This is a genomic window from Flavobacterium sp. CECT 9288 (assembly GCF_918731615.1).
Taxonomy (GTDB): domain Bacteria; phylum Bacteroidota; class Bacteroidia; order Flavobacteriales; family Flavobacteriaceae; genus Flavobacterium.
In genome coordinates this window covers 2,571,992-2,595,242 of record NZ_OU957226.1, presented here as the reverse complement: position 1 = coordinate 2,595,242, position 23,251 = coordinate 2,571,992, and the positions used below count along the sequence as shown (strand labels likewise).

Genomic DNA, 23,251 nt, shown 5'->3' with positions numbered 1-23,251 from the left:
TGTTCGTAAATTTGCGCACGCTATTTTTTTGACAACGATTTCATTAGATAGCGCTTACTTATGGAAAAACGCAAAAAAGTAGCCTTTTATACTTTAGGCTGTAAACTCAATTTCTCAGAAACATCAACTATTGCGCGCAATCTTCAAGACGAGGGGTTTGATCGCGTTGATTTTGAAGAAGTGGCTGATATGTATGTGATTAATACGTGTTCAGTTACTGAAAATGCCGATAAACAGTTCAAACAAGTGGTGCGTAAGGCCATGAAGCTCAACGATAAAGCTTTTGTGGCTGCGGTGGGTTGTTATGCGCAACTTAAACCGGAGGAATTGGCGGCGGTGGATGGCGTAGATTTGGTTCTTGGTGCTACCGAAAAATTCAAACTAGCCGATTATATCAATGATTTGTCTAAAAATGATATGGGCGAGGTGCATTCCTGCGAGATTGCCGAAGCTGATTTTTATGTAGGCAGTTATTCTATAGGCGATAGAACGCGCGCGTTTTTGAAAGTTCAGGATGGTTGCGATTATAAATGTACGTATTGCACGATTCCGCTGGCGAGAGGAATTTCTAGAAGTGACGAGTTAGAAAATGTATTGAAAAATGCAGCCGAAATTTCGAAACAAGGCATTAAAGAAATCGTACTTACTGGTGTAAATATTGGTGATTACGGTAAAGGGGAATTTGGAAATAAGAAACATGAACATACTTTTTTGGAATTGGTTCAGGCTTTGGATGAAGTAGACGGTATTGAGCGCTTGCGAATATCCTCTATTGAACCGAATTTATTGAAAAACGAAACGATAGAATTTGTGTCGAAAAGTAGAACTTTTGTACCGCATTTTCATATTCCGTTGCAATCAGGAAGTAATGATATTTTGAAATTAATGAAGCGTCGTTACTTACGCGAAATATATACAGAGCGAGTGAATAAGATTCGTGAGGTGATGCCACATGCATGTATAGGTGTGGATGTCATTGTAGGTTTTCCGGGTGAAACGGATGAGCATTTTCTGGAAACGTACCATTTTTTGAATGATTTGGATATTTCGTACTTGCACGTTTTTACGTATTCAGAGCGTGATAATACTGAGGCTGCTGCTATGAGTGGTGTAGTTCCGGCAAATGTGCGTGCAAAACGTAGTAAAATGTTACGTGGATTATCTGTGAAAAAACGTCGTGCTTTTTATGAAAGCCAATTGGGAACGCAACGCAAAGTGTTGTTTGAAAGTGAAAATAAAGAAGGCTACATTCACGGATTTACTGAGAATTACGTAAAAGTAAAAACGCCTTGGAATCCAGAATTGGTGAATACGCTACACGATATCAACTTGACTCGAATTGATGAAGATGGCAGTGTGCGCATGGATTTTGTATCTGTGTTGGTTTAGGTTTTAAACATATAAGTCATTTAAGTAAAATATTTTAAACCATTAAGTGAGTTAAGTTTATTAAGTTTTAGGCTTAATTTTCTTAATGGTTTTTTTGTTTTATGATTTAAAGATATAAGTCAATTATGTAAAACATTTTTAAACCATTAAGTGAGTTAAGTTCATTAAGTTTTAGGCTTAATTTTCTTCATTTTCTTAATGGTTTTTTTGTTTTAGGTTTTAAACATATAAGTCAAGTCATTTAAGTAAATCATTTTTATAAACCATTAAGTAAGTTAAGGTCATTAAGTTTTAGGCTTAATTTTCTTCATTTTCTTAATGGTTTTTTTGTTTTAGTTTTTAAACATATAAGTCATTTAAGTAAATCATTTTTAAACCATTAAGCGAGTTAAGTTCATTAAGTGTTTGGCTTCATTTTCTTCATTCTCTTAGTGGTTTTTATGTTTTAGGTTTAAACATATAAGTCAAGTCATTTAAGTAAATCATTTTTATAAACCATTAAGTAAGTTAAGTTAATTAAGTTTTAGGCTTAATTTTCTTCATTTTCTTAATGGTTTTTTTGTTTTAGTTTTTAAACATATAAGTCATTTAAGTAAATCATTTTTAAACCATTAAGTAAGTTAAGGTCATTAAGTTTTAGGCTTAATTTTCTTCATTCTTTTAATGGTTTTTATGTTTTAGGTTTAAACATATAAGTATAACATTTTTAAACCATTAAGTAAGTTAAGTTAATTAAGTTTTACTCTTAATTTTCTTCATTTTTTTAATAGTTTTTATTTTAGATGACGTTAACTGCAGTGTCAATTTAAACCATTAAGTAAGTTAAGTTCATTAAGATTTACGCTTAATTTTCTTCATTTTCTTAATGGTTTTATGTTTTAAACATATAAGTCATTTAAGTAAAATAACTTTAAACCATTAAGTACGTTAAGTTTATTAAGTTTTAGTCTTCATTTTCTTGATTTTTTTAATAGTTAATATGAAGGTTAATTGTGTAACAACTAATACTAATTGTGTAACAGACTGGGCGGTTGATTGAGGTACTTTTAAATTAATTAAAATTTAACCTTATGAAGCCAATAGTTTATATCCTTAGTGCATTAGTTTGCTCTGTTTTGTTTTCTTGTAAAGAGAGCGCGGCAAGTTCTAAAAACAAAAATCAAACAGAAAAAATTCCAACTAAAATAGAACGAAAAAAACCAGGTACCATCACTTATAATTTTGAAAACACGAAAGAATGGCTGAAGAAAGCTACAAACGATAGCACTCAATTGCAACTTGCGTATGCGATTAATAGAACAGACGCTGAGAATTTCAAAAAAATAGATTCGGTTTTAGTTCCCAATGATTTTACGGGCGATATTGCTTATTATTTGCCTTTTCCTTTGAAGGTTTCGGCTTTAAAGGAAGTTGAAAAGATTATCTATTTTTCGTATCCAACTCAAACTTTTGCTGCTTATGAAAACGGCGAATTGATTTATACCGGCCCAACCAATATGGGAAGGGAAAAGGATAAAACTCCAACAGGTTTGTTTTTTACTAACTGGAAAGCCGAAAAAACGACCAGTACTTTTAACGACGAGTGGGATTTAAAATGGAATTTTAACATCGAAAATAAATTGGGTGTTGGTTTTCATCAATATGCTTTGCCGGGTTATCCAGCTTCGCATTCTTGTTTGAGACTTCAAGAAGCAGATGCCAAAAAACTGTACAATTGGGCGGACGAATGGATACTTCAAGATGATCAAAATGTGAAAGTAAAAGGAACTCCTGTCATTGTTTTTGGAGCCTATCCGTTTGGTAAAACCAAACCTTGGTATGTCTTGGTTGATGATGCCAAAGGTTTACAGCTAAGTGAAAGTGATATTGAAAGAGAAACAAAACCACACTTGAATTCCATTTTAAAAGAACAGAAAAATAGAGCTACGCAACAAAATAAGGAATAGAGACAACTTATAAAAAAATAAAAAACCATTGAGAAAGCGATTTTAATTTGCTTCTCAATGGTTTTTAGTTTTTATACTGTAAGCTTTTAAATTTTACGGATTAGTAGACCAAAGACTACTGTTTTTTACAAACACGCGACGGTTTAGTTTCAGTTGCGCGATTACGAGCTCTGCCATATCTTCGGCTTGCATCACTTTATCCGGATTTCCGTCCGTAAGTTTTAGTTCTTTGGCCATGTCAGTAGCCACGGTGCTTGGCGTAAGTGCGGTAACACGAATGTTGTGTTTGCGCATTTCTTGCATCAATGAATCGGTTAGTCCTAACAAAGCAAATTTAGAGGCACTATAAGCGCTCGTCATGGCATTTCCGGCCAATCCAGCGGTTGATGAGATGTTGATAATATCTCCAGTTTGTCTTTCAATCATGTTTGGAACAACGGCTCTGGTTACGTAATACGGTCCCATTAAATTCACTTGAATAATGCGTTCCCAATCGGTTGGTTCTAATTCTAAGAATTTTCCAAACGATGCAATACCAGCGTTATTGATCAAAATATCAATAGCGCCAAATTCGCTTAGTGCTTTTTCTACCGCAGCGTTTACAGAGTTGATATCAGCAACATCTGCAGTAACAGCCAAGGCTTTTACACGTAAAGAACGTACTTTTGCAGCTACACTGTCAATTTCTTCTTGAGTGCGCGCTACTAAAATTACGTTTACGCCTTCTTTGGCTAATGCCAATGCAATTGCTTTACCTATTCCTTTTCCAGCACCAGTAACAAGTGCCGTTTTATTTTTTAAATCAGTCATTTGATGTGTTGTTTTAGTTCCAAAACAAAGTTAAGGCATTTGCTTAGGGTAGAGGTTGTCTTTAACTTAAAATTAAAGCCAAAATATTTTAGAACTATTTCTCAACTTTTGGAGTTAAAAGAATGAAGTTTTCAATTGAAAAATGAAATAAAAAAAGAGCTAACAGGTTTTCAAAACCTATTAGCTCTAAAACTTAATAAATTATTTCACAGTTTCTACCAAACGGACAAACTCTGCTTTATAACCGTCTTCGTCATTGGACAATCCTTCTTTTGCCAGTTTTTTGATTTCTTCAGAGGATTTATTAGATATTAGTTTTGAATCTCTCAATTTCAACCCAAACCAAGCTACAGCGGAACTAAATTTAAAATCATCGGACGAGTTTTTTAATGGAATGGATTTGTTTTCAATAGCCTTTACCATTTCGATACTTTTGTCACCATCAGGTTTTTTATATCGGAATTTTATAGTTGCCAATTCATCAGAATAATCACTTCGATTTGAGCTTGTTTTGGTGTATTTTAAATCCGGTTGATTGTTGATAAATTCATTTCCCACACCAGTTGGAATCACTTCGTACAGAGCAGTTACTGTATGGCCGCTGCCTAATTCTCCTGCATCAATGGTATCGTTTGTAAAATCTTCAGGACGCAATTTTCTGTTTTCGTAGCCAATTAATCGGTACGCCTGAACATGTTTTGGATTGAATTCGATTTGGATTTTCACGTCTTTGGCGATAGCAAACATTGAACCTTTGAATTCTTTACCTAAGAAACGATTGGCTTCTTGAATATTGTCGATATAAGCATAATTTCCATTGCCTTTGTCGGCTAAAGTTTCCATTTTGCTGTCTTTGTAATTACCCATTCCATAACCCAAACAAGTTAAGAAAACTCCCGATTTTCTTTTTTCTTCAATCAACGTTTGCATATCAGTATTGGATGAAGTACCTACGTTAAAATCACCATCAGTAGCCAGAATTACTCGGTTGTTTCCTCCTTTGATAAAATTTTCTTCTGCCAATTTATAAGCCAATTCTATTCCTGCACCACCAGCCGTGCTTCCGCCAGCATTGAGTTTTTCCAACGCATCGATGATAGTTTGTTTTTCGTCTCCAGTTGTTGGAGGCAAAACCATTCCCGCTGCTCCGGCATAAACCACAATGGCTACTTTGTCTTTTTTTCGGAGTTCGTTTACCAAAATTTTCAGTGATTGTTTCAGCAATGGCAATTTGTTGGGATCACTCATCGAACCTGAAACATCAATCAAGAAAACCAAGTTGGAAGCTGGCAGATTATCCGTTGGAATATTTTTGCCTTGCAAACCAATTTTTAGCAATTGGTGTTTTGGATTCCAAGGACAATCGCTGTATTCCGTATTAATCGAAAACGGATTTTGGTCTTGTGGTTGTGGATATTTGTACTTGAAAAAGTTCATCATTTCTTCAACTCTCACGGCATCTTTCGGCACGGTTTGTCCGTTGTTGATGAAACGTCTTATGTTGGTATAAGAAGCGTTGTCAACATCGATGGAGAAAGTGGAAAGTGGTGCTGTTTTTGGACTTTCGAATTGATTTTCTACAAAATTTTCATAGTCCTCTTGTGAAACTTCGATAGATTTTGGTGGAACTACTATTTGTTCTTACTTTTTATTTTTGCTCAGTTTTTTGAGTCTTTTTTCTAGTTCTTTTTTAGAAAGATTTTGATAAGTTCCGTTTTTTGTTGTTAGTAAAATGACACCATTTGATGCTCTACTTCCGTATAAAGAAGTTGCTGCGATGTCCTTTAGGACGTTTACAGTTTTAATATTTTCGGGTTTTAATTGTTTGAACTCCTCAGGATTCACAGGAACACCATCAATAATGTATAAAGGTTCGTTTGATTGTGTAATGGATGCTTTCCCGCGGATTCTAATTGTTGGAGATGGTTTAGGCGAGTCTTGGCTTAAATATCCAGGATTGTTTGTAATTTGAACTCCTGCAATTTTACCTTGAAGGGCTTGACTAACATTTGCTGATTTTTGTTTCATCAAATCAGTACCAGAAATCATAGCAACAGAACTCATCAAAACTGATTTTTTTGGCTTAGATGCATAACCAGTAACTACAACTTCATTCAAAGCCATGGAATTATTAACCAGTTTCATATTTATTTTATCATTTTCACCAACAGTAGCATAACTGTTTTCATATCCTATATATGAAAAAACAAGTTCATCTCCTTTTTCAGCTTTGATGCTAAATTTTCCATCAAAGTTAGTTGCGACACCTTTTGTTATTCCTTTAATATATACATTTACCCCAGGGAGTGGTAAGTCCTGTTCGTCTGTAACTATGCCTGAAATCATTCTTGTTGTGGCATCGTAAGTAGATGTGATTTTAGCTTTTGCCTTATTTTCTTCTAATGCAAGTGCTTCGACTATATAGGCGTTAACATTCGCTTCTTTGTCCTTGCTCAATTCGATGTCTTTTGAATTACTAGAAGTTATTTGATTGATGTTACTATTTATTTGAGTTGTTGTTTTTACTACGACTACAGGTTTTTCAATTTGTTTTTTTAGAATAACTTCAGCATCTGGTTTTATGGTTTTTGAAAGTCTCTCGGTTTGTTTAGGCTCTGTTTTTTCTTGTGTAACTATGCTGTTTTCTTTCGTTCCGCTTGGCTTGACTACTTTTGAATCGGTTTTAATAAACTGATATCCCAATGAGAAAAACAATAGGAGTGAAGCGGCAATGGTTAATTTTTTCCAAAGTGCAATAGCTTTTTTGTCTTCTTTTTCGTCTAGTTTTTCTTCTACTCGCATCCAAATTTTTTCCATTGCAGGAAAGTCTTTTTCTTCTGCTTTATGGGATGCATTCTTTATTTTTTCGAATATTTTATCTTGATTGTCCATGACTATTTCGCTTTTTGGTAATACAAATTGTTTACTAATTCCTTCAGTTTGGTTTTCGAAGCATTCAATTGTGATTTGGATGTGCCTTCGGAAATGTTCAGCATAACTGCAATTTCTTTGTGGCCATAGCCCTCGATAACGAAAAGATTAAAAATCGTCTTGCAACCTTCAGGAATGTGATTGAGCAAATTCAGCAAATCTTCCTCTTCGAGGTCCGTTATTTCATCAGTAAAAGGTTGCGAAAGGGTTTTGACATCATCGAGATGCAAATTGAAATTGGTGTTTTTCTTGATGGTAGCCAAACAATGATTGACTGTAATTTTTCGGGACCAAGCTTCAAAAGCTCCAAATTCTTTGAGCTGGTCGAGTTTGGTAAAAATAGTATAGAAAGCGTCGGCCAATGCCTCTTCTATTTCTTCCTCTTTCTTTAGGTAGCGCTTGCAAGTGCGGTACAATTTTGGAGCCATAAGCTCATACACTTGACGCTGGGCATCTCGTTGCATTTTTTTGCAGTCAGAAATTAAATTTTCGTTTATCACAATTTATGTCTTTCTACTAAAGAGATTAAAAAAATGAAAAAGGTTGGGATGGAGATAAAATATTTTTTGATTTATTGCTTTGAAAAGGATAATTTATAAATATACGTTTCTAAAACTTCAGTGTCTTTGTCTTCACAAAGCAGGAACTCAATTTTTTCTTTTGAATTGGTGTATAAAGTCAATCCTTCGAATTTATGGGTATCGCTAATTTTTTGAGTGAAATTGATTTTCATGGTTTTCAAGTCGATGCTCCCAATTAAGCTTCCTAAAACTTCGCCATCATCATACGTTGATTGTGTATCTTCGGCAGAGGCCAAAAAATAAAGCGTATCGTCTACAAGAATTGCATCGGTAAAGCTGCTGCGTACTCCTTTTATTTTAGGTAATTTGTAAGCATTGGACAGAATTTGAAAATCGTTTGTTAGGTTTTTTCCGGCTATGGTAAAAAGTACATTTTTATTCGAAATTCCGTTTCCGCGGTTCAATAAATACCAATTTTGACCATTATACGTGGCGCCTTCAATATTGAAATCTTCGGGATTAATCTCGCCAAAGTTTTGCATGACAGCATACAAATCGGTTAGATCGTGAGTTGCAATTATTTTTTTATCGGCATCGTTTAGCTGAATCATTTTGTTTCTATTGGCGGTTGACCCAGATCCAAAAACATAAAGACTATCTCCAAAGTATGCGATAGCTTCAAAATCGGCTTTATCTTTTTTAGGGGTGTTTTCAATAGGATTTTCGAGCAATGGATGGCGTTGTAATTCTTTAGAATCCAATTGATATTCATAAAGGAATCCGCTGTTATCACCTATTATTAGGAGGGAATTATTTTTATAGATAAGTCCTGAAGCTGAACCAATACCGATGATGTGAAAGAGAATTTCGAGTTTGAATTTTTCCATGATTTGTGTTTTTTACAGCAAGTCCCTAGCCCTGATGGAAGCGTTATCCTTTTACGAACGCCTTTTTTTGGCGGAGGAAAAGATTCAAGCGTACAGCGGGAAAAAGCTCCTTGTAATTTCTTATATTTGAGAAGTAAAGATAAATTATTTCCTATGAAGTCTATAAATCCGGATGATTTTAAAGTTGTTGATAAAATTAACTTGTCAAAATTGCCAACCAATTTAGAAATTGGTGCCAGTGATGAAAAAAAAGAAGACAAATTAAAGAATGTCACTGAAAAATTAAGTGCCCTTCAAGATGTCATGTACGCGCATAATAAGTATGGTGTTTTGATTTGTTTGCAAGGAATGGACACTTCTGGAAAGGACAGTTTGATTCGGGAAGTTTTTAAGGAATTTAATTCGAGAGGAGTGGTGGTACATAGTTTTAAAACGCCCAATTCTACCGAGTTAGAGCATGATTATTTGTGGAGGCATTATTTAGTTTTACCTGAAAAGGGAAAGTTTGCAGTGTTTAATAGATCGCATTATGAAAATGTTTTGGTGACGAGAGTGCATCCCGAGTATATTTTGAACGAAAATCTACCAGGAATTGAAGACGTGGCAGACATTACGCCGGAGTTTTGGGAAAATAGAATGGAGCAGATCAATAATTTTGAAAAGCATATTACGCAAAATGGAACCATTATGCTAAAGTTCTTTTTGCATTTGAGTAAAGAGGAGCAAAGGCAGCGCTTGCTACGCCGATTAGAAGAGAGGGAACACAACTGGAAATTTTCGGTAGGAGATTTAAAAGAGCGTGATCAATGGGATAATTATATGCATTTTTATGAAGAAGCCATAAACAAGACAAGTTCTGAGCATGCGCCATGGTATGTTGTTCCAGCCGATGATAAAGAAATGGCACGTTATATTGTGGCTAAGATTATTTGGGAAGAAATGCAAAAACACACTGATATTAAGGAGCCAGAGATGGATGATAAGGTCAAGGCTAATATGGAATTGTATAAAGAAATGTTAGAAAAGGAATAGACAAAAAAAATGCGCTGAATTTCAGCGCATTTTTTTATAACTAATTTTATGAGGTCTTATAGTTTAAAACCGTAAGCCAAACGTACACCAACTTGTCCAACTCCTCTACCAAGAGTTCCATTGTTGTTTAAACGATCTAAATGATTGTAATGTGTATAGTTCAACGATACATCAATATATTTAGTAGCGTATCCAATACTTGGAGACAATAATAATGATGTTTTATCTCTGGTATTGTCTACATTACTTACTGCAAATGCTGCACCTGCTTCACCCATTACATAAAACTGATCGTCCCAAATAAATGCTTTGAAACCTGCTTTTGCCGGGATTAAACCTAAGTCTTTTCCGTCAGCTTTACTAACAAACAAATTAGTGTATCCTGTAGTTAAGGTCAAAGAGTATCTTTTTGATAAATCATATTGACCTCTTACGTCAGCACCAAGTGCTAATTTGTATGGGTCATTAGTTGAGTAACCTGCATTTAATCCTACACCTAAACGGAAACCTTGATCATAATTCTCTGCTGTGTTTGTTTCTTGTGCTTGAGTTGTTGAAGCAAACATCATTGCTACTGCTACTAAAAATCCTGTTTTAATTTTTCCTGCGATTGTCATAATTGTAAAATTTAATATTAATATTTTGTGTCATTTTGCTTTTGTTATTCGTGCAATACAACGGTACAAATATAGACTTGGAGTTTTGTAGGCATGTTATACAATTTAACGGGTTTGTTACAGAATTTCTTGTTTTGGGGAGTAACAATGAAAAAAGCTAGTTTAATAATGGACTAGCAATGCTAGAATTGAAAGCTTCTAATTATCTTTGCCTTCAAAAAATAACAAAGTGAATTTATCTCAGTACGTCAAAGAGTTTTCTTATAACATCAAATTAGCCTATCCTGTCATTCTAGGAATGTTGGGGCATACATTAATAGGTATTGTAGATAATTTTATGGTAGGGAAATTAGGCTCTACTGAATTAGCAGCAGTTTCACTTGGAAATAGTTTTATTTTTATTGCAATGTCTATAGGCATTGGGTTTTCTACGGCAATAACACCGCTTATTGCAGAGGCCGATGCTGAAAAAGACAATCAAAAAATCCGAACTACTTTTCATCACGGATTATTGCTATGTACCATTTTGGGACTTGTGTTGTTTGTGGTTACGGTACTTTCTAAACAAGTAATGTATATCATGCATCAGCCCAAAGAAGTAGCTGATCTTGCTGCTCCTTATATTGATTGGGTTGCTTTTTCTATGATTCCGGTAATCATGTACCAAGGATACAAGCAGTTTGCAGATGGTTTATCAAAAACGAAATATTCTATGTATGCTATTTTGCTGGCAAATGTGGTGCATGTTTTTTTTAACTATGTATTGATTTATGGAATTTGGATTTTTCCAAAATTAGGAATTCTAGGGGCAGCATTAGGAACGGTTTTATCCCGAATCATGATGGTGGTTTTTATGCATTATTTATTGAAAAGAAACGCCGATTTGAAAAAATACTTTAAGAATTTTAGTTTCAAAGAAATAAAAAAATCGATTCTTAAAAAAATCATTAATTTAGGAATGCCCTCAGCCATGCAAATGCTTTTTGAGGTGACTTTGTTTACGGCGGCAATTTGGCTTTCTGGATCATTAGGAAAAAATAGCCAAGCAGCTAATCAAATAGCGTTAATCCTGGCATCATCTACCTTTATGGTAGCCATGGGACTTAGTGTAACAGCCATGATACGAGTAAGTAATACCAAGGGATTGAATGATTTTAAGCAACTTATTGTAGTAGCACGCTCTATTTTTATTTTAGCTATTTTACTAGAAATATTTTTTGCAATTTTATTTGTTATCTTTCATCAAGTGTTACCACATTTTTTCTTAAACATGTCCGATGCGAGTCAACTAGTTGATAATAATGAAATTATAGCGATCACTTCAAAACTATTGTTGATTGCGGCTATATTTCAAATTTCAGATGGGATTCAAGTAGTTGTTTTGGGTGCACTTAGAGGTCTTCAAGATGTAAAAATCCCTATGTACATTACCTTTGTAGCCTATTGGGTTGTTGGTTTTCCTATATCGTATTATTTAGGAAAGTACACAGAGCTCAAAGCTGTGGGTATCTGGATAGGACTTTTAGCAGGTTTAACAATTGCTGCATTATTTTTGTATATTCGCTTTGCAAGATTGACAAAACGTTTGGTACAACAAAACGAGAACTAAACTTAAATATTTAACATTACATTCATGGAATTACCAAAATTTTTACTGGGCGACAATACTGATTTTCCCGAAGATATATTTATCATTCACCTAGATTACCCACGTTTTATAATTAATTTGAAAGACGATGAGGTAGAGTTTATGGAAGAAGCGGAGGATTTAGATGAAGCCGAATTAAATACAGAAATGGAAGGATTAATTGTTCTTGCTAATGAGTTTTATGACCGAGAAATGGAACGCTACGAGAAAGAGTAAGTTTTACTTTTTTTTGAAATAGGTTTCTAATAATTTTTGAGCGGCTGCAAAGGGTGAAATTTCATCATTTTGCACCGCTTTTTTCGTAGAGGTTAATGATTTTTGAATTTCTGGATTGCTGAAAAAATTGGTTTTCAATTGCTCGTTGATCGTCTCAAGCATCCAATATTGATTTTGTTCTTTTCTTTTTTCAAAAAAATAGGCATTGCTTTTGGTTAGGCTTAAGAATTTCTCGATGGTAGTCCAAACTTCGCTGATTCCTTCTTGTGTTATGGCGCTACAAGCTGCCGTGGTTGGTGTCCAGCCTGATTTTTTGGCCGGAAAAAGATGCAAAGCTCTGTTGAATTCTAATTTGGCAAGATTGGCTCTTTTGATATTATCGCCATCGGCTTTGTTGATCACAATAGCATCGGCCATTTCCATAATCCCGCGTTTAATGCCTTGTAATTCATCGCCTGCACCAGATATTTTTAATAACAGAAAAAAATCAACCATACTGTGAACAGCCGTTTCGCTTTGGCCCACGCCAACAGTTTCTATAATAATAATATCAAAACCTGCAGCTTCACAAAGTGTAATGGTTTCACGAGTTTTACGGGCTACACCTCCTAATGTTTCTCCTGAGGCTGATGGACGGATAAACGCATTTTTATCTTTGACTAGTTCTTCCATACGAGTTTTATCACCCAGAATACTTCCGTGTGAAATAGTACTACTAGGATCAACGGCCAGTACGGCTACTTTTTTTCCTAAGCTCGTTAAGTATTTTCCAAAAGCTTCAATAAAAGTACTTTTTCCAACGCCGGGAACGCCTGTAATTCCAATTCGCACCGATTTATTGGCGTGCGGTAAGCAAGCTGTGATTACTTCATTGGCTTTAGCCAAATGAGTACTGCTGGTACTTTCTACAAGAGTAATGGCTCGGCTCAAGGCAGTAATATTTTCGGCTAAAATACCTTCAACAAGTTCTTTTGAGGACGGTTGTATTTTTCTAAAACGCTGAATAACTCCAACAGATGTTGTGCTGATCATTTCGGGAGGAGTAATTCCGGGTTTTTCGTGAAGTGCGCTTGGGTTTTTGTCTTTTTGTTCCAAAATATGGTGGCGTTGAACTGTAAAAGTACTAAAAACAAAAACAGTTTCAAATAAGCTTTTACTTTTTGAAACTGTTTTTTTAGATGCTAGTTGTGTACTAATATGCCGCTGTAAATCGTACTTGATGATGCTTTGGTTCTTCGGCTTCATCGGCAATAACAACTGCAAGATCCTCTACAGATAGGATGCTTCTATTGTCTTCGTTAAAGACAGGATTTTCTAAACCCAAACGGTATTTTCCAGTTCTTCCTGTAGTGATTCCTTGATGCATCTCTAAAGCTGGACTAAAGAATGTCCAATTCAATTCTTTTTCCTCTTTGATATGATTCAAATAATCCCTTGCAGCGGTAGCGCCCATATAATATTCTTTTGGGAAATCAGGTGTGTCTACTGCTTGAACATTCGGAGCAACATACAAACTACCGCCTCCTCCAATAGTGAGGAATCGTTTTACATCTGATTTTTTTACAGCTTCCTGAATTGTTTTTGAGGCTTCAAGAAAATCGTTGTAAAAGTTTGGATTGGTCCAACCTGCACTATAGGCGTTAATCACAAGATCATTCCCTGCAATGGCCTCAAGTAATTCCGTTTCAACATGGGCATTGGCCTTAATCCATTTTACGTGTTCTTTGTTTTCGTCTTTTGGGTTTCTCGCAATTGCAGTAATTTCATGATTACGCGCGTTTAATTCGTTTAGAATAGCGGTGCCTACAAATCCAGTGGCTCCAATGATAGCAATTTTCATAATGTTGGGTTTTAATACGTAATAAAAAATGTTACAGTTTTAGTTAAAAAAAAGTTTAAAATTGATTCGAAAATTTTTCGAGTGTTATATTGCTCAATTCAGAGCTGATTTTAGTGTTGATCTCATCATACAAATCGGTTAGTTTTTCATTCATTTTTCTTCCGATAGGGCATTTTGGATTGGGCGTGTTTTTTGCATAGCCTAAGTTAACGGTTTCAAAAGTCATTTTAAATATGGTATCTAAAGTAAGGGACGCTGCCGATACGGATAATTTACTACCTCCATTTTTACCTTCTTTACTAACTACAATATTATTTTTTTTAAGGTTTGCTATCTCTTTCCGAACCAAAACGGGGTGTACATTCATACTCGACGCCAAGAACTCTGAGGATAAAAATTCCTCAGGAAATTGATGCAGCAATGTGAGAATGTGAATGGTTATAGCAAACTTACCTGAAATCATACTGTAATAAAATATGTTACAAATATACAATGTATTTTTAATTTACCAATTTTAAAATGTTTTTTTCTTGGTGATGCGCCTATTTGTAAATTCATTTGATTCAATTCATAAAATAGGGGTACTTTTGTAGTAAATTAAGCTATGACCAATTTTATATTAATTTTTGTTTTTTTAGTACTCGGTATTGTTTTGCAACATTGCAAAGGATTTCCAGTAAACATTTATAAATTACTGAATAAAATTGTAATTTATATTTGTCTTCCTGCGCTTGCATTATTTTACATCCCCAAAATAAAATGGAGTACGGAGTTGCTTTTTCCTATTGGCGTTGCTTGGATAGGCTTTGTAGGCGCGTATCTCTTTTTTACTTTGCTTGGAAGAAAATTTGGTTGGTCTAATAAACTCATTGGATGTTTGATTCTAACGGCAGGACTAGGAAACACTTCCTTTCTAGGATTTCCCATAATTGAAGCTTTGTATGGTGAAGAAGGATTGAAAACAGCGATCTTGGTTGATCAACCTGGATCTTTTGTGGTACTTTCTACACTAGGTATTCTTGTCGCTACTATGTATTCTAGTAGTCAATCTAATGGATTTGATATTTTAAAAAAAATCCTTTTTTTTCCTCCTTTTATTACATTCATTATTGCCTGCGTCATGAATAATTTAGGATATGATTTCATTGATACGCTTCAATTTGGATTACAAAAAGTAGGAAGTGGCGTAACACCAATAGCATTGTTATCAGTAGGATTGCAATTAAAATTTGAACGTAAAAGTCAACATTGGCGTTTTTTAGGACTCGGACTTCTATATAAATTAATCCTAACGCCTGCACTTATTTATTTGTTATATGTAGTGCTTTTGCAACAGCATTCTAAAATTATTCAAGTAGCAATGATGGAAGCTGCCATGGCTCCAATGATTACAGCTTGTATTTTAGCTGCTTCCCATGGTTTAAAACCTCGTTTAAGCAGTATGATGATTGGTTTTGGAATCCCATTATCGTTTGTCACTTTGTTGTTTTGGTATTTTTTAGTACAGTTTATTTAAACTGATTTATCACAACTAAATCTTATATACGCTTATCTATTTTTTGAATATGAATACATCTACTAATTCGGTGTCCAAAAGTGATACAAATCCTATTGCACAGCAAACCGTTTATTCCATCTTGTTCTCTATTGCGTTTGCACATTTATTAAACGATTTGCTGCAAGCTGTTATTCCGGCATCATATCCCATTTTAAAGCAAAATTTTAATTTGACTTTTTCACAAATAGGTCTAATTACGTTAGCTTATCAACTGGCCGCTTCTATTTTGCAGCCATTAGTTGGTTTGTATACAGACAAGAGGCCAAAGCCTTTCTCACAAATCTTCGGGATGTTATTTTCTATGTCAGGAATTATATGTTTGTCTTACGCTTCTAGTTTTGAAATGATTATTATTGCTGTTGTTTTGGTAGGAATAGGATCTTCTATTTTTCATCCCGAAGCTTCTAGAATATCGTTTCTAGCCTCTGGTGGCAAACGAGGATTGGCACAATCCATTTTTCAGCTAGGAGGTAATGCAGGTACTGCTATTGGGCCTTTATTAATTGCTTTAATTGTAGTTCCTAATTCACAGTTTTATATCATTTGGTTTGTTGCAGCGGCTTTAATTGGCCTAATGGTTTTGAGTAGAATTGCCTTATGGTACCAGCATCATTTGAGTTTGCGAAGCACCAAGAAAACAGTAATTGCTCTACCGGATTTATCCCAAAATACCATTGTTTTAGCTGTGGTAGTTTTGTTGGTTTTGATTTTTTCAAAGTTCTTTTATATGGCTAGTATGTCTAGTTATATCACTTTCTATCTTATTGAAAAATTTGGATTACCCGTTCAAGATGCACAGTTTTATTTGGTTTTATTTTTAGTTTCTTGTGCCATAGGGACACTTTTAGGCGGGCCAATTGGCGATAAGTTTGGAAGAAAATATGTAATCTGGTTCTCTGTTTTAGGGGCTGCACCTTTCACCTTATTGTTGCCGTATGCTGATTTATTTTGGACAGGAGTTTTATCAGTGCTTATTGGAATCATCATGTCATCTGCTTTTCCAGCAATTTTAGTCTATGCGCAAGAGCTATTGCCTAAAAAACTCGGAATGGTTTCAGGATTGTTTTATGGTTTTGCTTTTGGAATGGGAGGTTTAGGTTCTGCTTTACTAGGCCGTCTTGCTGATCAAACTAGTATAACCCATGTTTATTTTATATGTGCTTATCTTCCGTTGATTGGTATAATAGCGCTCTTTTTGCCGAATTTAAAGAAGAAATAGAACGTCTTAAAATTTTATAATAGTTACCAATTCTATTTCTTATTCGTAATTAACAAACCTGTAATAATGATTCCCATGCTGATCATTTGCGAAAGTGAAATTTCTTGATTCAGAAATAAATAGGCTAACAGGCCACTAAATACGGGGATTAAGTAGTAAATTAAAGCTGTTTTTGAGGTGCCTATCAAACGAATAGCTTCGTTCCATACATAAAATGAAATTAAGGAGGCGCAAACGCCAACATAACCCGTAATTAAGATGGTTTTTGAATCCAGAGTTACTTTTTTAAAGTAAATGTGTTCTATAATGTAAACTGGAATCAGAAAAATAGTTCCAATGACAAACACACTGAATAGAAATACTTTTGGAGCCAAGGCATCTGGTTTCTTGCGAACTAAAATGGTGTAACTGGCAAAGAAAAAGCAAGCTAAAAGCATTAAAACATCTCCAATGGCAAATTGTATATGCAGTAATGCCTGAAATGATCCTTTGGAAATAAGAACCAAAACGCCAGTTATAATGATTACAATTCCAATAGTTTGATTAGTTGAAACTTTTTCTTTGAAAATAACACGGGACAATAATACTATAAATAATGGAATTGAAATCGCAATTAATGACAAGTTTACCGCACTAGTTGTTTTGCCCGCAAAGTAAATAAGTGTGTTAAAAATGGTGATGCCTAACAAAGCTGTAAGTGCTAAGTATTTAATGTGCTTTTTAACTGTTGAAATTGTGTCAATTGTTGCTTTTAAAGCAAATGGTGCCAAAACAATACAAGCCACCGCCCAGCGCCAAAATGCTAAGCCAATAGGAGGAATGTGACCTTTGATCCCGCTTGCAATAACCATATTTCCTGACCAAAGTAAAGTAGCTAGTAAAGCAAATAAAACTCCCTTTATAGTGTTATTCATTACAAGAGGCTATTTATTTTGGCATACTGCAAGAGCATAATTGTTTTAGCATCTTTTAGTTCGCCACTTTCAATCATAGCGTATGCAACTTCAAATGGCATTTCAATTACCTCGATATTTTCCTCCTCATGTTCAACTCCACCACCTTCGCTTACTTTCATGCTAGCATCATATTCACCGGTAAATAAATAGAGAATTTCTGTAACAGCACCAGGTGACATATACGTTTCCATGATTCTTTTTACTTTTGAAATTCGGTATCCCGTTTCTTCTTCAGTTTCTCTTATAATGCATTGTTCAGGATTGTCTTGATCAAGAAGTCCTGCGCAAACTTCAATCATCATCCCGCTTTCATTGCCGTTTAAATAGGTGGGAAGTCTAAACTGTTTTGTAAGTATAACTGTTTTAAAATGTGTGTTGTATAACAATATGGCAGCTCCATTACCTCTATCATAGACCTCCCTTTTTTGAGTAATCCATGAGTTGTCTTTTTTTTGATAATCAAATGTTACTTTGTTTAGTTGATACCAGTTGTCAGAGAGGATTTCAGTGCTTTGGATTTTAATATTTGGATTTTTCATTTAATTTATTTTTTTTTGAACAAAAAAAACGTCCCGTTGAATCGGGACGTTTAGGATGTTTATTTTAAGATCGTTTGTTTTCTATCTGGACCTACAGATACTATTTTGATAGGCACTTCAACTTCTTTTTCAATAAAAGCAATGTACTCTTTTAATTCAATAGGCAACTCGTCATAAGTGGTCATGCCCGTTAAATCTTGTTTCCATCCTTTAAATTCTTGGTAAACTGGAGTTACATTTTCTGGCTCAATGTTATACGGGAAATGCGAAATTTTTTCACCTTTATAATTGTAATCCGTACAAACTTTTAGAGTTTCAAATCCAGATAGCACGTCACCTTTCATCATCATCAATTGGGTTACACCATTTACTTGTACAGCATATTTTAATGCTACAAGATCAAGCCATCCACATCTTCTTTGTCTTCCGGTTACTGATCCAAATTCGTTTCCTACGCGTGCCATAGTTGCTCCATCTTCGTCAAAAAGTTCTGTTGGGAACGGTCCACTTCCCACACGAGTAACATAGGCTTTAAAAATTCCGTAAACTTCTTTAATTTTATTTGGAGCAATACCTAAACCAGTACAAGCACCCGCAGCTGTAGTATTTGATGATGTTACAAAAGGATACGTTCCAAAATCTACATCTAGTAAAGAACCTTGAGCACCTTCGCACAGGATTGATTTACCAGCCTTTTGAGCTTGGTGTAAATATTCTTCACTGTCAATAAAATCTAATTTTTTTAATTCTTCAATTGCTGCAAAGAATTCAGTTTCCATTTCAGCTAAATTGTATTGAATTGAAACATCGTAAAACTTGATCATTTCTTCATGCTTGTCAGCCAATGCTCTGTAACGATCTGCAAAATCTTCGAGTTCAATATCACCTACACGAATTCCGTTTCTACCTGTTTTGTCCATATAGGTTGGTCCAATACCTTTTAAGGTTGAACCAATTTTGGCTTTCCCTTTTGATGCTTCAGAAGCAGCATCTAGCAAGCGGTGAGTAGGTAAGATTAAGTGTGCTTTTCTTGAAATGATTAATTTACTTTTGATATCTAAATTAAATTTCTCTAGGCCTTCAATTTCTTTTTGAAAAACTACAGGGTCAATAACAACTCCATTTCCTATTATGTTTACAGCAGTTTTATGAAAAATACCAGATGGGATAGTTCTTAAAACATGTTTTATCCCATCAAATTCAAGTGTATGGCCTGCATTTGGACCTCCTTGAAAACGGGCAATAATGTCATATTTTGAAGTAAGAACATCAACAATTTTTCCTTTTCCCTCATCTCCCCATTGTAATCCTAGTAATAAATCTACCGTCATTCTAAGTGTTATTTGTAGTTAATTTTATATTTGTAAGAACTAGTGTTCTTTATTGTTTTTGTTTTTTATTGCCGTAAAGATAAAGCGAGTGATTGGTAATTTCAATATCAAAAATCTCTTCAATAGTTTTCTTGATGGTTTGAATTCTTGGATCACAAAACTCTATAACTTCACCGGTATCAGTCATGATAATGTGGTCGTGTTGCTTGTCAAAATAGGATTTTTCATAGTGGGCTTGATTTTGACCAAATTGATGCTTTCTTACCAAGGCACAATCTAGCAGTAACTCAATAGTGTTGTAAAGTGTAGCCCTACTCACACGGTAGTTTTTGTTTTTCATTTTGATGTATAAATTTTCTACATCAAAATGTTCTTCGCTATCATAGATTTCTTGCAGGATAGCATATCGCTCAGGTGTTTTGCGATGCCCTTTTTTTTCAAGATAAATCGTAAATACATTTCGTACGATTTCTTGGTTTTTTGAGTTGTCTGTGGCAATAAGTGTCATATGCTGGCAAAGATAATTTTTTTAGTTTAAAATGTAAAGTTTTCTTTTTTTGAATAGCAATTAGTTATCTCAGGATTTCCAAAATAAATACGTTGACAACTAATGATTTCGTGCTCTCATTAGGTTTTGTATTCCCTTGTAACTTTGTCAATTCCGTCAATTTTTTTAATATTATTAATCATTTTTTTCAAAATAGTGTTGTTTTGAACAATGACAGTTACTTGTCCGTGAAAAATACCTGCATCTGTACTCAGTGAAATACTTTGAATGTTGACATTCATATTGCTTGAAATTACCTTTGTAAGCTCATTTGCAAGTCCTAGTACATCCATTCCAGTAATATTGATAATGGCTTTAAATTCTTCTTGAGAAGAGTCAATCCATTTTGCTAACATGATTCTATATGCATAATTTGATTGCATTCCTATGGCGTTAGGGCAATCTTTTTTATGAACCTTAATGCCTTCATTGATGGTAACAAATCCAAAAACATCATCACCAGGAATAGGATTGCAACAAGGAGATAATTTATAATCTAGCTTATCATGTTCTTTACCAAAAACCAGCATGTCATAATTACTACTGATAATGGGTTTGTGAATGTCCTCATCAGATGTATGACTAGGAGAACGTTTTATTTTATTCTTGAAAAAATTAATGAATGTATTGCTTTTTTGAGCAGCATAGTCTTTAAGTTGCTGGTTTTCTATGGCACCTATTCCTACTCTGTAAAATAAATCAAGACTTGTTTTAAGTTTAAAGAAATTTACGAGCTCATTAATTACCTGTTCACTCAAGGTTATTTTTAAATGTTTTAATTTACGAGTAAGAAGTTCTTTTCCTTCTTCGCCAATTTTTTTGGTGTTTTCGTTTAAAACATTTTTAATTTTTGTTTTGGCTCTAGAGGTTGTAACATAATCCAGCCAGTTTATAGTAGGTTTTTGATGCTGAGATGTGATCACTTCTATTTGATCCCCGCTTTTTAATTCAAAGTTTAAGGGAACTAATTTGCCATTTACACGTGTTCCTCTGGTTCTGATTCCTATTTCTGAGTGTATGCTAAATGCAAAGTCTAGTGAGGTAGCGCCTTTTGGCAATGATTTTATTTCTCCTTTTGGCGTAAAGACAAAAATTTCTTTTGAATATAAATTCATTTTAAAATCCTCTACAAAGTCAACGGCATTTGTTTCAGAGTTTTCTAACGCTTCTTTCAAGAGGTTAAGCCATACATCCAGACCACTTTCTTCGGTAGCTCCGTTTTTGTATTTGTAGTGTGCAGCATATCCTTTTTCTGCAATTTCATCCATACGTTCACTACGAACTTGCACTTCTACCCAGCGTCCTTTAGGCCCCATAACAGTTATGTGTAAGGCTTCATAACCGGTTGATTTAGGCGATGATATCCAGTCTCTCAATCGACTAGGACTAGGTCTATAATGATCTGTTACAATAGAATATATTTTCCAGGCAATGAATTTTTCTTCATGAGCATTTGATTTGTACACTATTCGTAAAGCAAATTTGTCATACACTTCATCAAAACTCACATTTTGAGCTTTCATTTTTCTACGAATAGAGTAAATGGATTTAGGCCTGCCTTTAATAGCATACTCAACACCCTCAAGGTCTAAAGCTGCTTTAATCACATCTGAAATATCAGCAATGTAGGTGTCTTGTTCCTCTTTTGTCTCTTTTATTTTGCTAACAATTTCATGGTAAATTGCAGGTTCTGTATATTTTAAGCCTAAATCTTCTAGTTTGGTTTTAATATTATACAACCCCAATCGGTGAGCAAGCGGTGCGTAGATATACAGTGTTTCTGATGCAATTTTAGTTTGCTTATCCTCCCGCATAGAATCCATGGTTTGCATGTTGTGCAATCTATCTGCGAGTTTTATCAATATTACACGTACATCATCATTGAGCGTTAAGATCATTTTGCGGAAATTTTCCGCTTGTAAAGAGGCGTTCAAGTCTTTTTGTACCAATGAGATTTTAGTCAATCCCTCTACAATTTGCGCTACTTTGGGGTTGAATAAACGTTCAATATCTTGCACAGTTGTTGGGGTGTCCTCAACCACATCATGCAGTAAGGCTGCAGCAATTGAAGTTGCTCCAAGACCAATCTCTGACGCTACAATTTTGGCCACAGCTATAGGATGAAAAATATAGGCCTCGCCAGATTTTCTTCTTTGGTCTTTATGGGCTTCAACAGATACATCAAATGCTTTACGAATGAGTTTTTTATCCTCTTCGGTTAGGGTTTGGTAACTAATCCTAAGTAATTCTTTATATTCGTGTGCAATTGCTTTATTTTCTTTCTCGATATCAATTTCTATCATAACAGCTTTGTATAATCACTAAATTTAGCAATTTATTGTAATATTTGCAAATCAAAAAGGTGTTTTATCATTTTTCTTAGCACTTAAAAAGAGGGCATAAGTAAGTTTAAATTTTAAAAACCTCTTTGTCTTTTGGCTTCAAAAATAAGTATTGCAGCTGCTACCGACACATTCATAGAATCAATTTCACCTTGCATTGGTATAATTATGTTTTGTGTTGCTGCATTTCGCCAATCCTCTGTAAGTCCTGTTGCTTCTGTTCCTACAACTAGTGCCGTTGGGGCAGTGTAGTCTTCTAAATGATAGGAGTTTGAGTTTTGTAAGGTGGCACAGTAAAAGTTGATTTTTTTATCTTTTAAAAAAGCAATAATTTCTGCCGTGGTTCCAGTTGCAATTTGGTTGGTAAACAAGCATCCTACACTGGAGCGAACTATATTAGGATTATACAAATCACTTTTTGGGTTTGCAATGATTACGGCATCTAGATTAGCGGCATCGGCAGTACGCAGCAATGCACCTATATTTCCTGGTTTTTCTGGAGCTTCAGCAATAAGGATTAGAGGGTTTTCAGAGAGTTTAAGATCAGTTAATTGCATAGATTTTGTTTTGGCTACAGCCAAAACTCCTTCGGTAGTATCTCTATAAGCTAGTTTTTGATACACTTCTTTGTTTATAGAAATTAACTCAGCAGTTGCTGATAATTGCAATGCTTCGGTTTCTGAAATAATCTCTGGAAGAAATAAAATTTGATCCAGAACATATCCACCTTTAACTGCAATTTCAATTTCTCTTTTCCCTTCTATTAAAAAAGTTCCAGATTGTTTTCGTGCTTTAGCCTTTTCCTGTAGTAGCACTAAGGATTTTATATATGGATTTTGAACTGAAGTAATTTGTTTCAAGATTTTGATCTATTTGATTTATAGCTACAAAGATACATAGAGAAATGACAGTTTTAAAGCCC

General features: G+C 34.6%; 20 protein-coding genes and 1 pseudogene. 7 read left to right on the top strand and 14 right to left on the bottom strand.

All coding sequences use genetic code 11. The features are described from left to right. The first annotated feature begins 60 nt into the window (after positions 1 to 60). Both mtaB and LQ189_RS11385 read left to right on the top strand, forming a co-directional pair. Entirely contained in the window at positions 61 to 1,389 is a 1,329-nt protein-coding gene (mtaB, locus tag LQ189_RS11390) for a tRNA (N(6)-L-threonylcarbamoyladenosine(37)-C(2))-methylthiotransferase MtaB (protein WP_230157169.1), read from the top strand. Between the two features lie 1,070 nt (positions 1,390 to 2,459). Next, entirely contained in the window at positions 2,460 to 3,335 is an 876-nt protein-coding gene (locus tag LQ189_RS11385) for a L,D-transpeptidase (protein ID WP_230157167.1), read from the top strand. A gap of 93 nt (positions 3,336 to 3,428) precedes the next feature. Here LQ189_RS11385 and LQ189_RS11380 read toward each other — a convergent pair whose 3' ends face one another. From LQ189_RS11380 to LQ189_RS11365, 4 genes and pseudogenes are all read right to left on the bottom strand, one after another. After that, positions 3,429 to 4,145, bottom strand: a complete 717-nt coding sequence (locus tag LQ189_RS11380) for a 3-ketoacyl-ACP reductase (protein WP_230157165.1) — start codon at positions 4,143 to 4,145, stop codon at positions 3,429 to 3,431. 201 nt (positions 4,146 to 4,346) lie between these two features. Beyond that, positions 4,347 to 6,491: pseudogene (locus LQ189_RS11375) on the bottom strand (von Willebrand factor type A domain-containing protein). Between the two features lie 548 nt (positions 6,492 to 7,039). Continuing rightward, a complete protein-coding gene (locus LQ189_RS11370) occupies positions 7,040 to 7,540 on the bottom strand; it encodes an RNA polymerase sigma factor (RefSeq protein ID WP_230157163.1) in 501 nt (166 codons plus the stop codon). 107 nt (positions 7,541 to 7,647) lie between these two features. After that, the gene (locus tag LQ189_RS11365; protein ID WP_230157156.1) at positions 7,648 to 8,484 is read right to left on the bottom strand and encodes a hypothetical protein; all 837 of its coding nucleotides are present in this window, start codon (positions 8,482 to 8,484) and stop codon (positions 7,648 to 7,650) included. Positions 8,485 to 8,637: 153 nt separating this feature from the next. Here LQ189_RS11365 and LQ189_RS11360 point away from each other — a divergent pair, with 153 nt between their 5' ends. Further along, on the top strand, positions 8,638 to 9,516 hold the full coding sequence (locus LQ189_RS11360; RefSeq protein ID WP_230158665.1) for a PPK2 family polyphosphate kinase: 879 nt from the start codon (positions 8,638 to 8,640) through the stop codon (positions 9,514 to 9,516). 56 nt (positions 9,517 to 9,572) lie between these two features. Here LQ189_RS11360 and LQ189_RS11355 read toward each other — a convergent pair whose 3' ends face one another. After that, a complete protein-coding gene (locus tag LQ189_RS11355) occupies positions 9,573 to 10,133 on the bottom strand; it encodes a hypothetical protein (RefSeq protein WP_086453597.1) in 561 nt (186 codons plus the stop codon). 229 nt (positions 10,134 to 10,362) lie between these two features. On the opposite strand from LQ189_RS11355, the gene LQ189_RS11350 reads away from it, so the two are divergent. Together LQ189_RS11350 and LQ189_RS11345 are read left to right on the top strand one after the other, a co-directional pair. Beyond that, positions 10,363 to 11,742, top strand: a complete 1,380-nt coding sequence (locus LQ189_RS11350) for an MATE family efflux transporter (RefSeq protein WP_230157154.1) — start codon at positions 10,363 to 10,365, stop codon at positions 11,740 to 11,742. 24 nt (positions 11,743 to 11,766) lie between these two features. Further along, positions 11,767 to 11,997, top strand: coding sequence for a hypothetical protein (locus LQ189_RS11345; RefSeq protein ID WP_086453598.1), 231 nt, complete (start codon positions 11,767 to 11,769; stop codon positions 11,995 to 11,997). 3 nt (positions 11,998 to 12,000) lie between these two features. On the opposite strand, the gene meaB is transcribed toward LQ189_RS11345, so the two are convergent. The 3 genes from meaB to LQ189_RS11330 form a co-directional block, all read right to left on the bottom strand. Continuing rightward, positions 12,001 to 13,092 carry a methylmalonyl Co-A mutase-associated GTPase MeaB gene (meaB, locus tag LQ189_RS11340; protein WP_370634894.1) on the bottom strand — a complete coding sequence of 364 codons (1,092 nt, stop codon included), beginning with the start codon at positions 13,090 to 13,092 and terminating at the stop codon, positions 12,001 to 12,003. 97 nt (positions 13,093 to 13,189) lie between these two features. Further along, positions 13,190 to 13,837 carry an NAD(P)-dependent oxidoreductase gene (locus LQ189_RS11335; protein WP_230157145.1) on the bottom strand — a complete coding sequence of 216 codons (648 nt, stop codon included), beginning with the start codon at positions 13,835 to 13,837 and terminating at the stop codon, positions 13,190 to 13,192. 55 nt (positions 13,838 to 13,892) lie between these two features. Beyond that, complete coding sequence (locus tag LQ189_RS11330) at positions 13,893 to 14,300, bottom strand: Rrf2 family transcriptional regulator (RefSeq protein ID WP_086453600.1); 408 nt, start codon at positions 14,298 to 14,300, stop codon at positions 13,893 to 13,895. A 141-nt stretch (positions 14,301 to 14,441) separates the two neighbouring features. Between LQ189_RS11330 and LQ189_RS11325 the strand changes: the two genes are divergently transcribed. Together LQ189_RS11325 and LQ189_RS11320 are read left to right on the top strand one after the other, a co-directional pair. Then, positions 14,442 to 15,353, top strand: a complete 912-nt coding sequence (locus LQ189_RS11325) for an AEC family transporter (RefSeq protein ID WP_230157144.1) — start codon at positions 14,442 to 14,444, stop codon at positions 15,351 to 15,353. A gap of 49 nt (positions 15,354 to 15,402) precedes the next feature. After that, the gene (locus LQ189_RS11320) at positions 15,403 to 16,614 is read left to right on the top strand and encodes an MFS transporter (RefSeq protein ID WP_230157142.1); all 1,212 of its coding nucleotides are present in this window, start codon (positions 15,403 to 15,405) and stop codon (positions 16,612 to 16,614) included. 32 nt (positions 16,615 to 16,646) lie between these two features. Here the strand turns inward: LQ189_RS11320 and LQ189_RS11315 are convergent, their stop codons facing one another. The 6 genes from LQ189_RS11315 to LQ189_RS11290 form a co-directional block, all read right to left on the bottom strand. Further along, the gene (locus LQ189_RS11315; protein WP_230157140.1) at positions 16,647 to 17,528 is read right to left on the bottom strand and encodes a DMT family transporter; all 882 of its coding nucleotides are present in this window, start codon (positions 17,526 to 17,528) and stop codon (positions 16,647 to 16,649) included. Then, positions 17,528 to 18,109 carry a GDP-mannose pyrophosphatase NudK gene (nudK, locus tag LQ189_RS11310; protein ID WP_230157138.1) on the bottom strand — a complete coding sequence of 194 codons (582 nt, stop codon included), beginning with the start codon at positions 18,107 to 18,109 and terminating at the stop codon, positions 17,528 to 17,530. The genes LQ189_RS11315 and nudK overlap by 1 nt, the downstream gene beginning before the upstream one ends. Before the next feature lie 59 nt (positions 18,110 to 18,168). Next, positions 18,169 to 19,440: an adenylosuccinate synthase gene (locus LQ189_RS11305; protein WP_230157136.1), complete on the bottom strand. Its 1,272-nt coding sequence runs from the start codon at positions 19,438 to 19,440 to the stop codon at positions 18,169 to 18,171. A 49-nt stretch (positions 19,441 to 19,489) separates the two neighbouring features. After that, positions 19,490 to 19,948 (bottom strand): Fur family transcriptional regulator, encoded by a 459-nt coding sequence (locus LQ189_RS11300; protein WP_086453606.1) that lies wholly within the window; start codon positions 19,946 to 19,948, stop codon positions 19,490 to 19,492. A gap of 119 nt (positions 19,949 to 20,067) precedes the next feature. After that, on the bottom strand, positions 20,068 to 22,290 hold the full coding sequence (locus LQ189_RS11295; RefSeq protein ID WP_230157128.1) for a bifunctional (p)ppGpp synthetase/guanosine-3',5'-bis(diphosphate) 3'-pyrophosphohydrolase: 2,223 nt from the start codon (positions 22,288 to 22,290) through the stop codon (positions 20,068 to 20,070). A 113-nt stretch (positions 22,291 to 22,403) separates the two neighbouring features. Beyond that, on the bottom strand, positions 22,404 to 23,189 hold the full coding sequence (locus LQ189_RS11290) for an RNA methyltransferase (RefSeq protein WP_230157126.1): 786 nt from the start codon (positions 23,187 to 23,189) through the stop codon (positions 22,404 to 22,406). Positions 23,190 to 23,251: the final 62 nt, after the last annotated feature.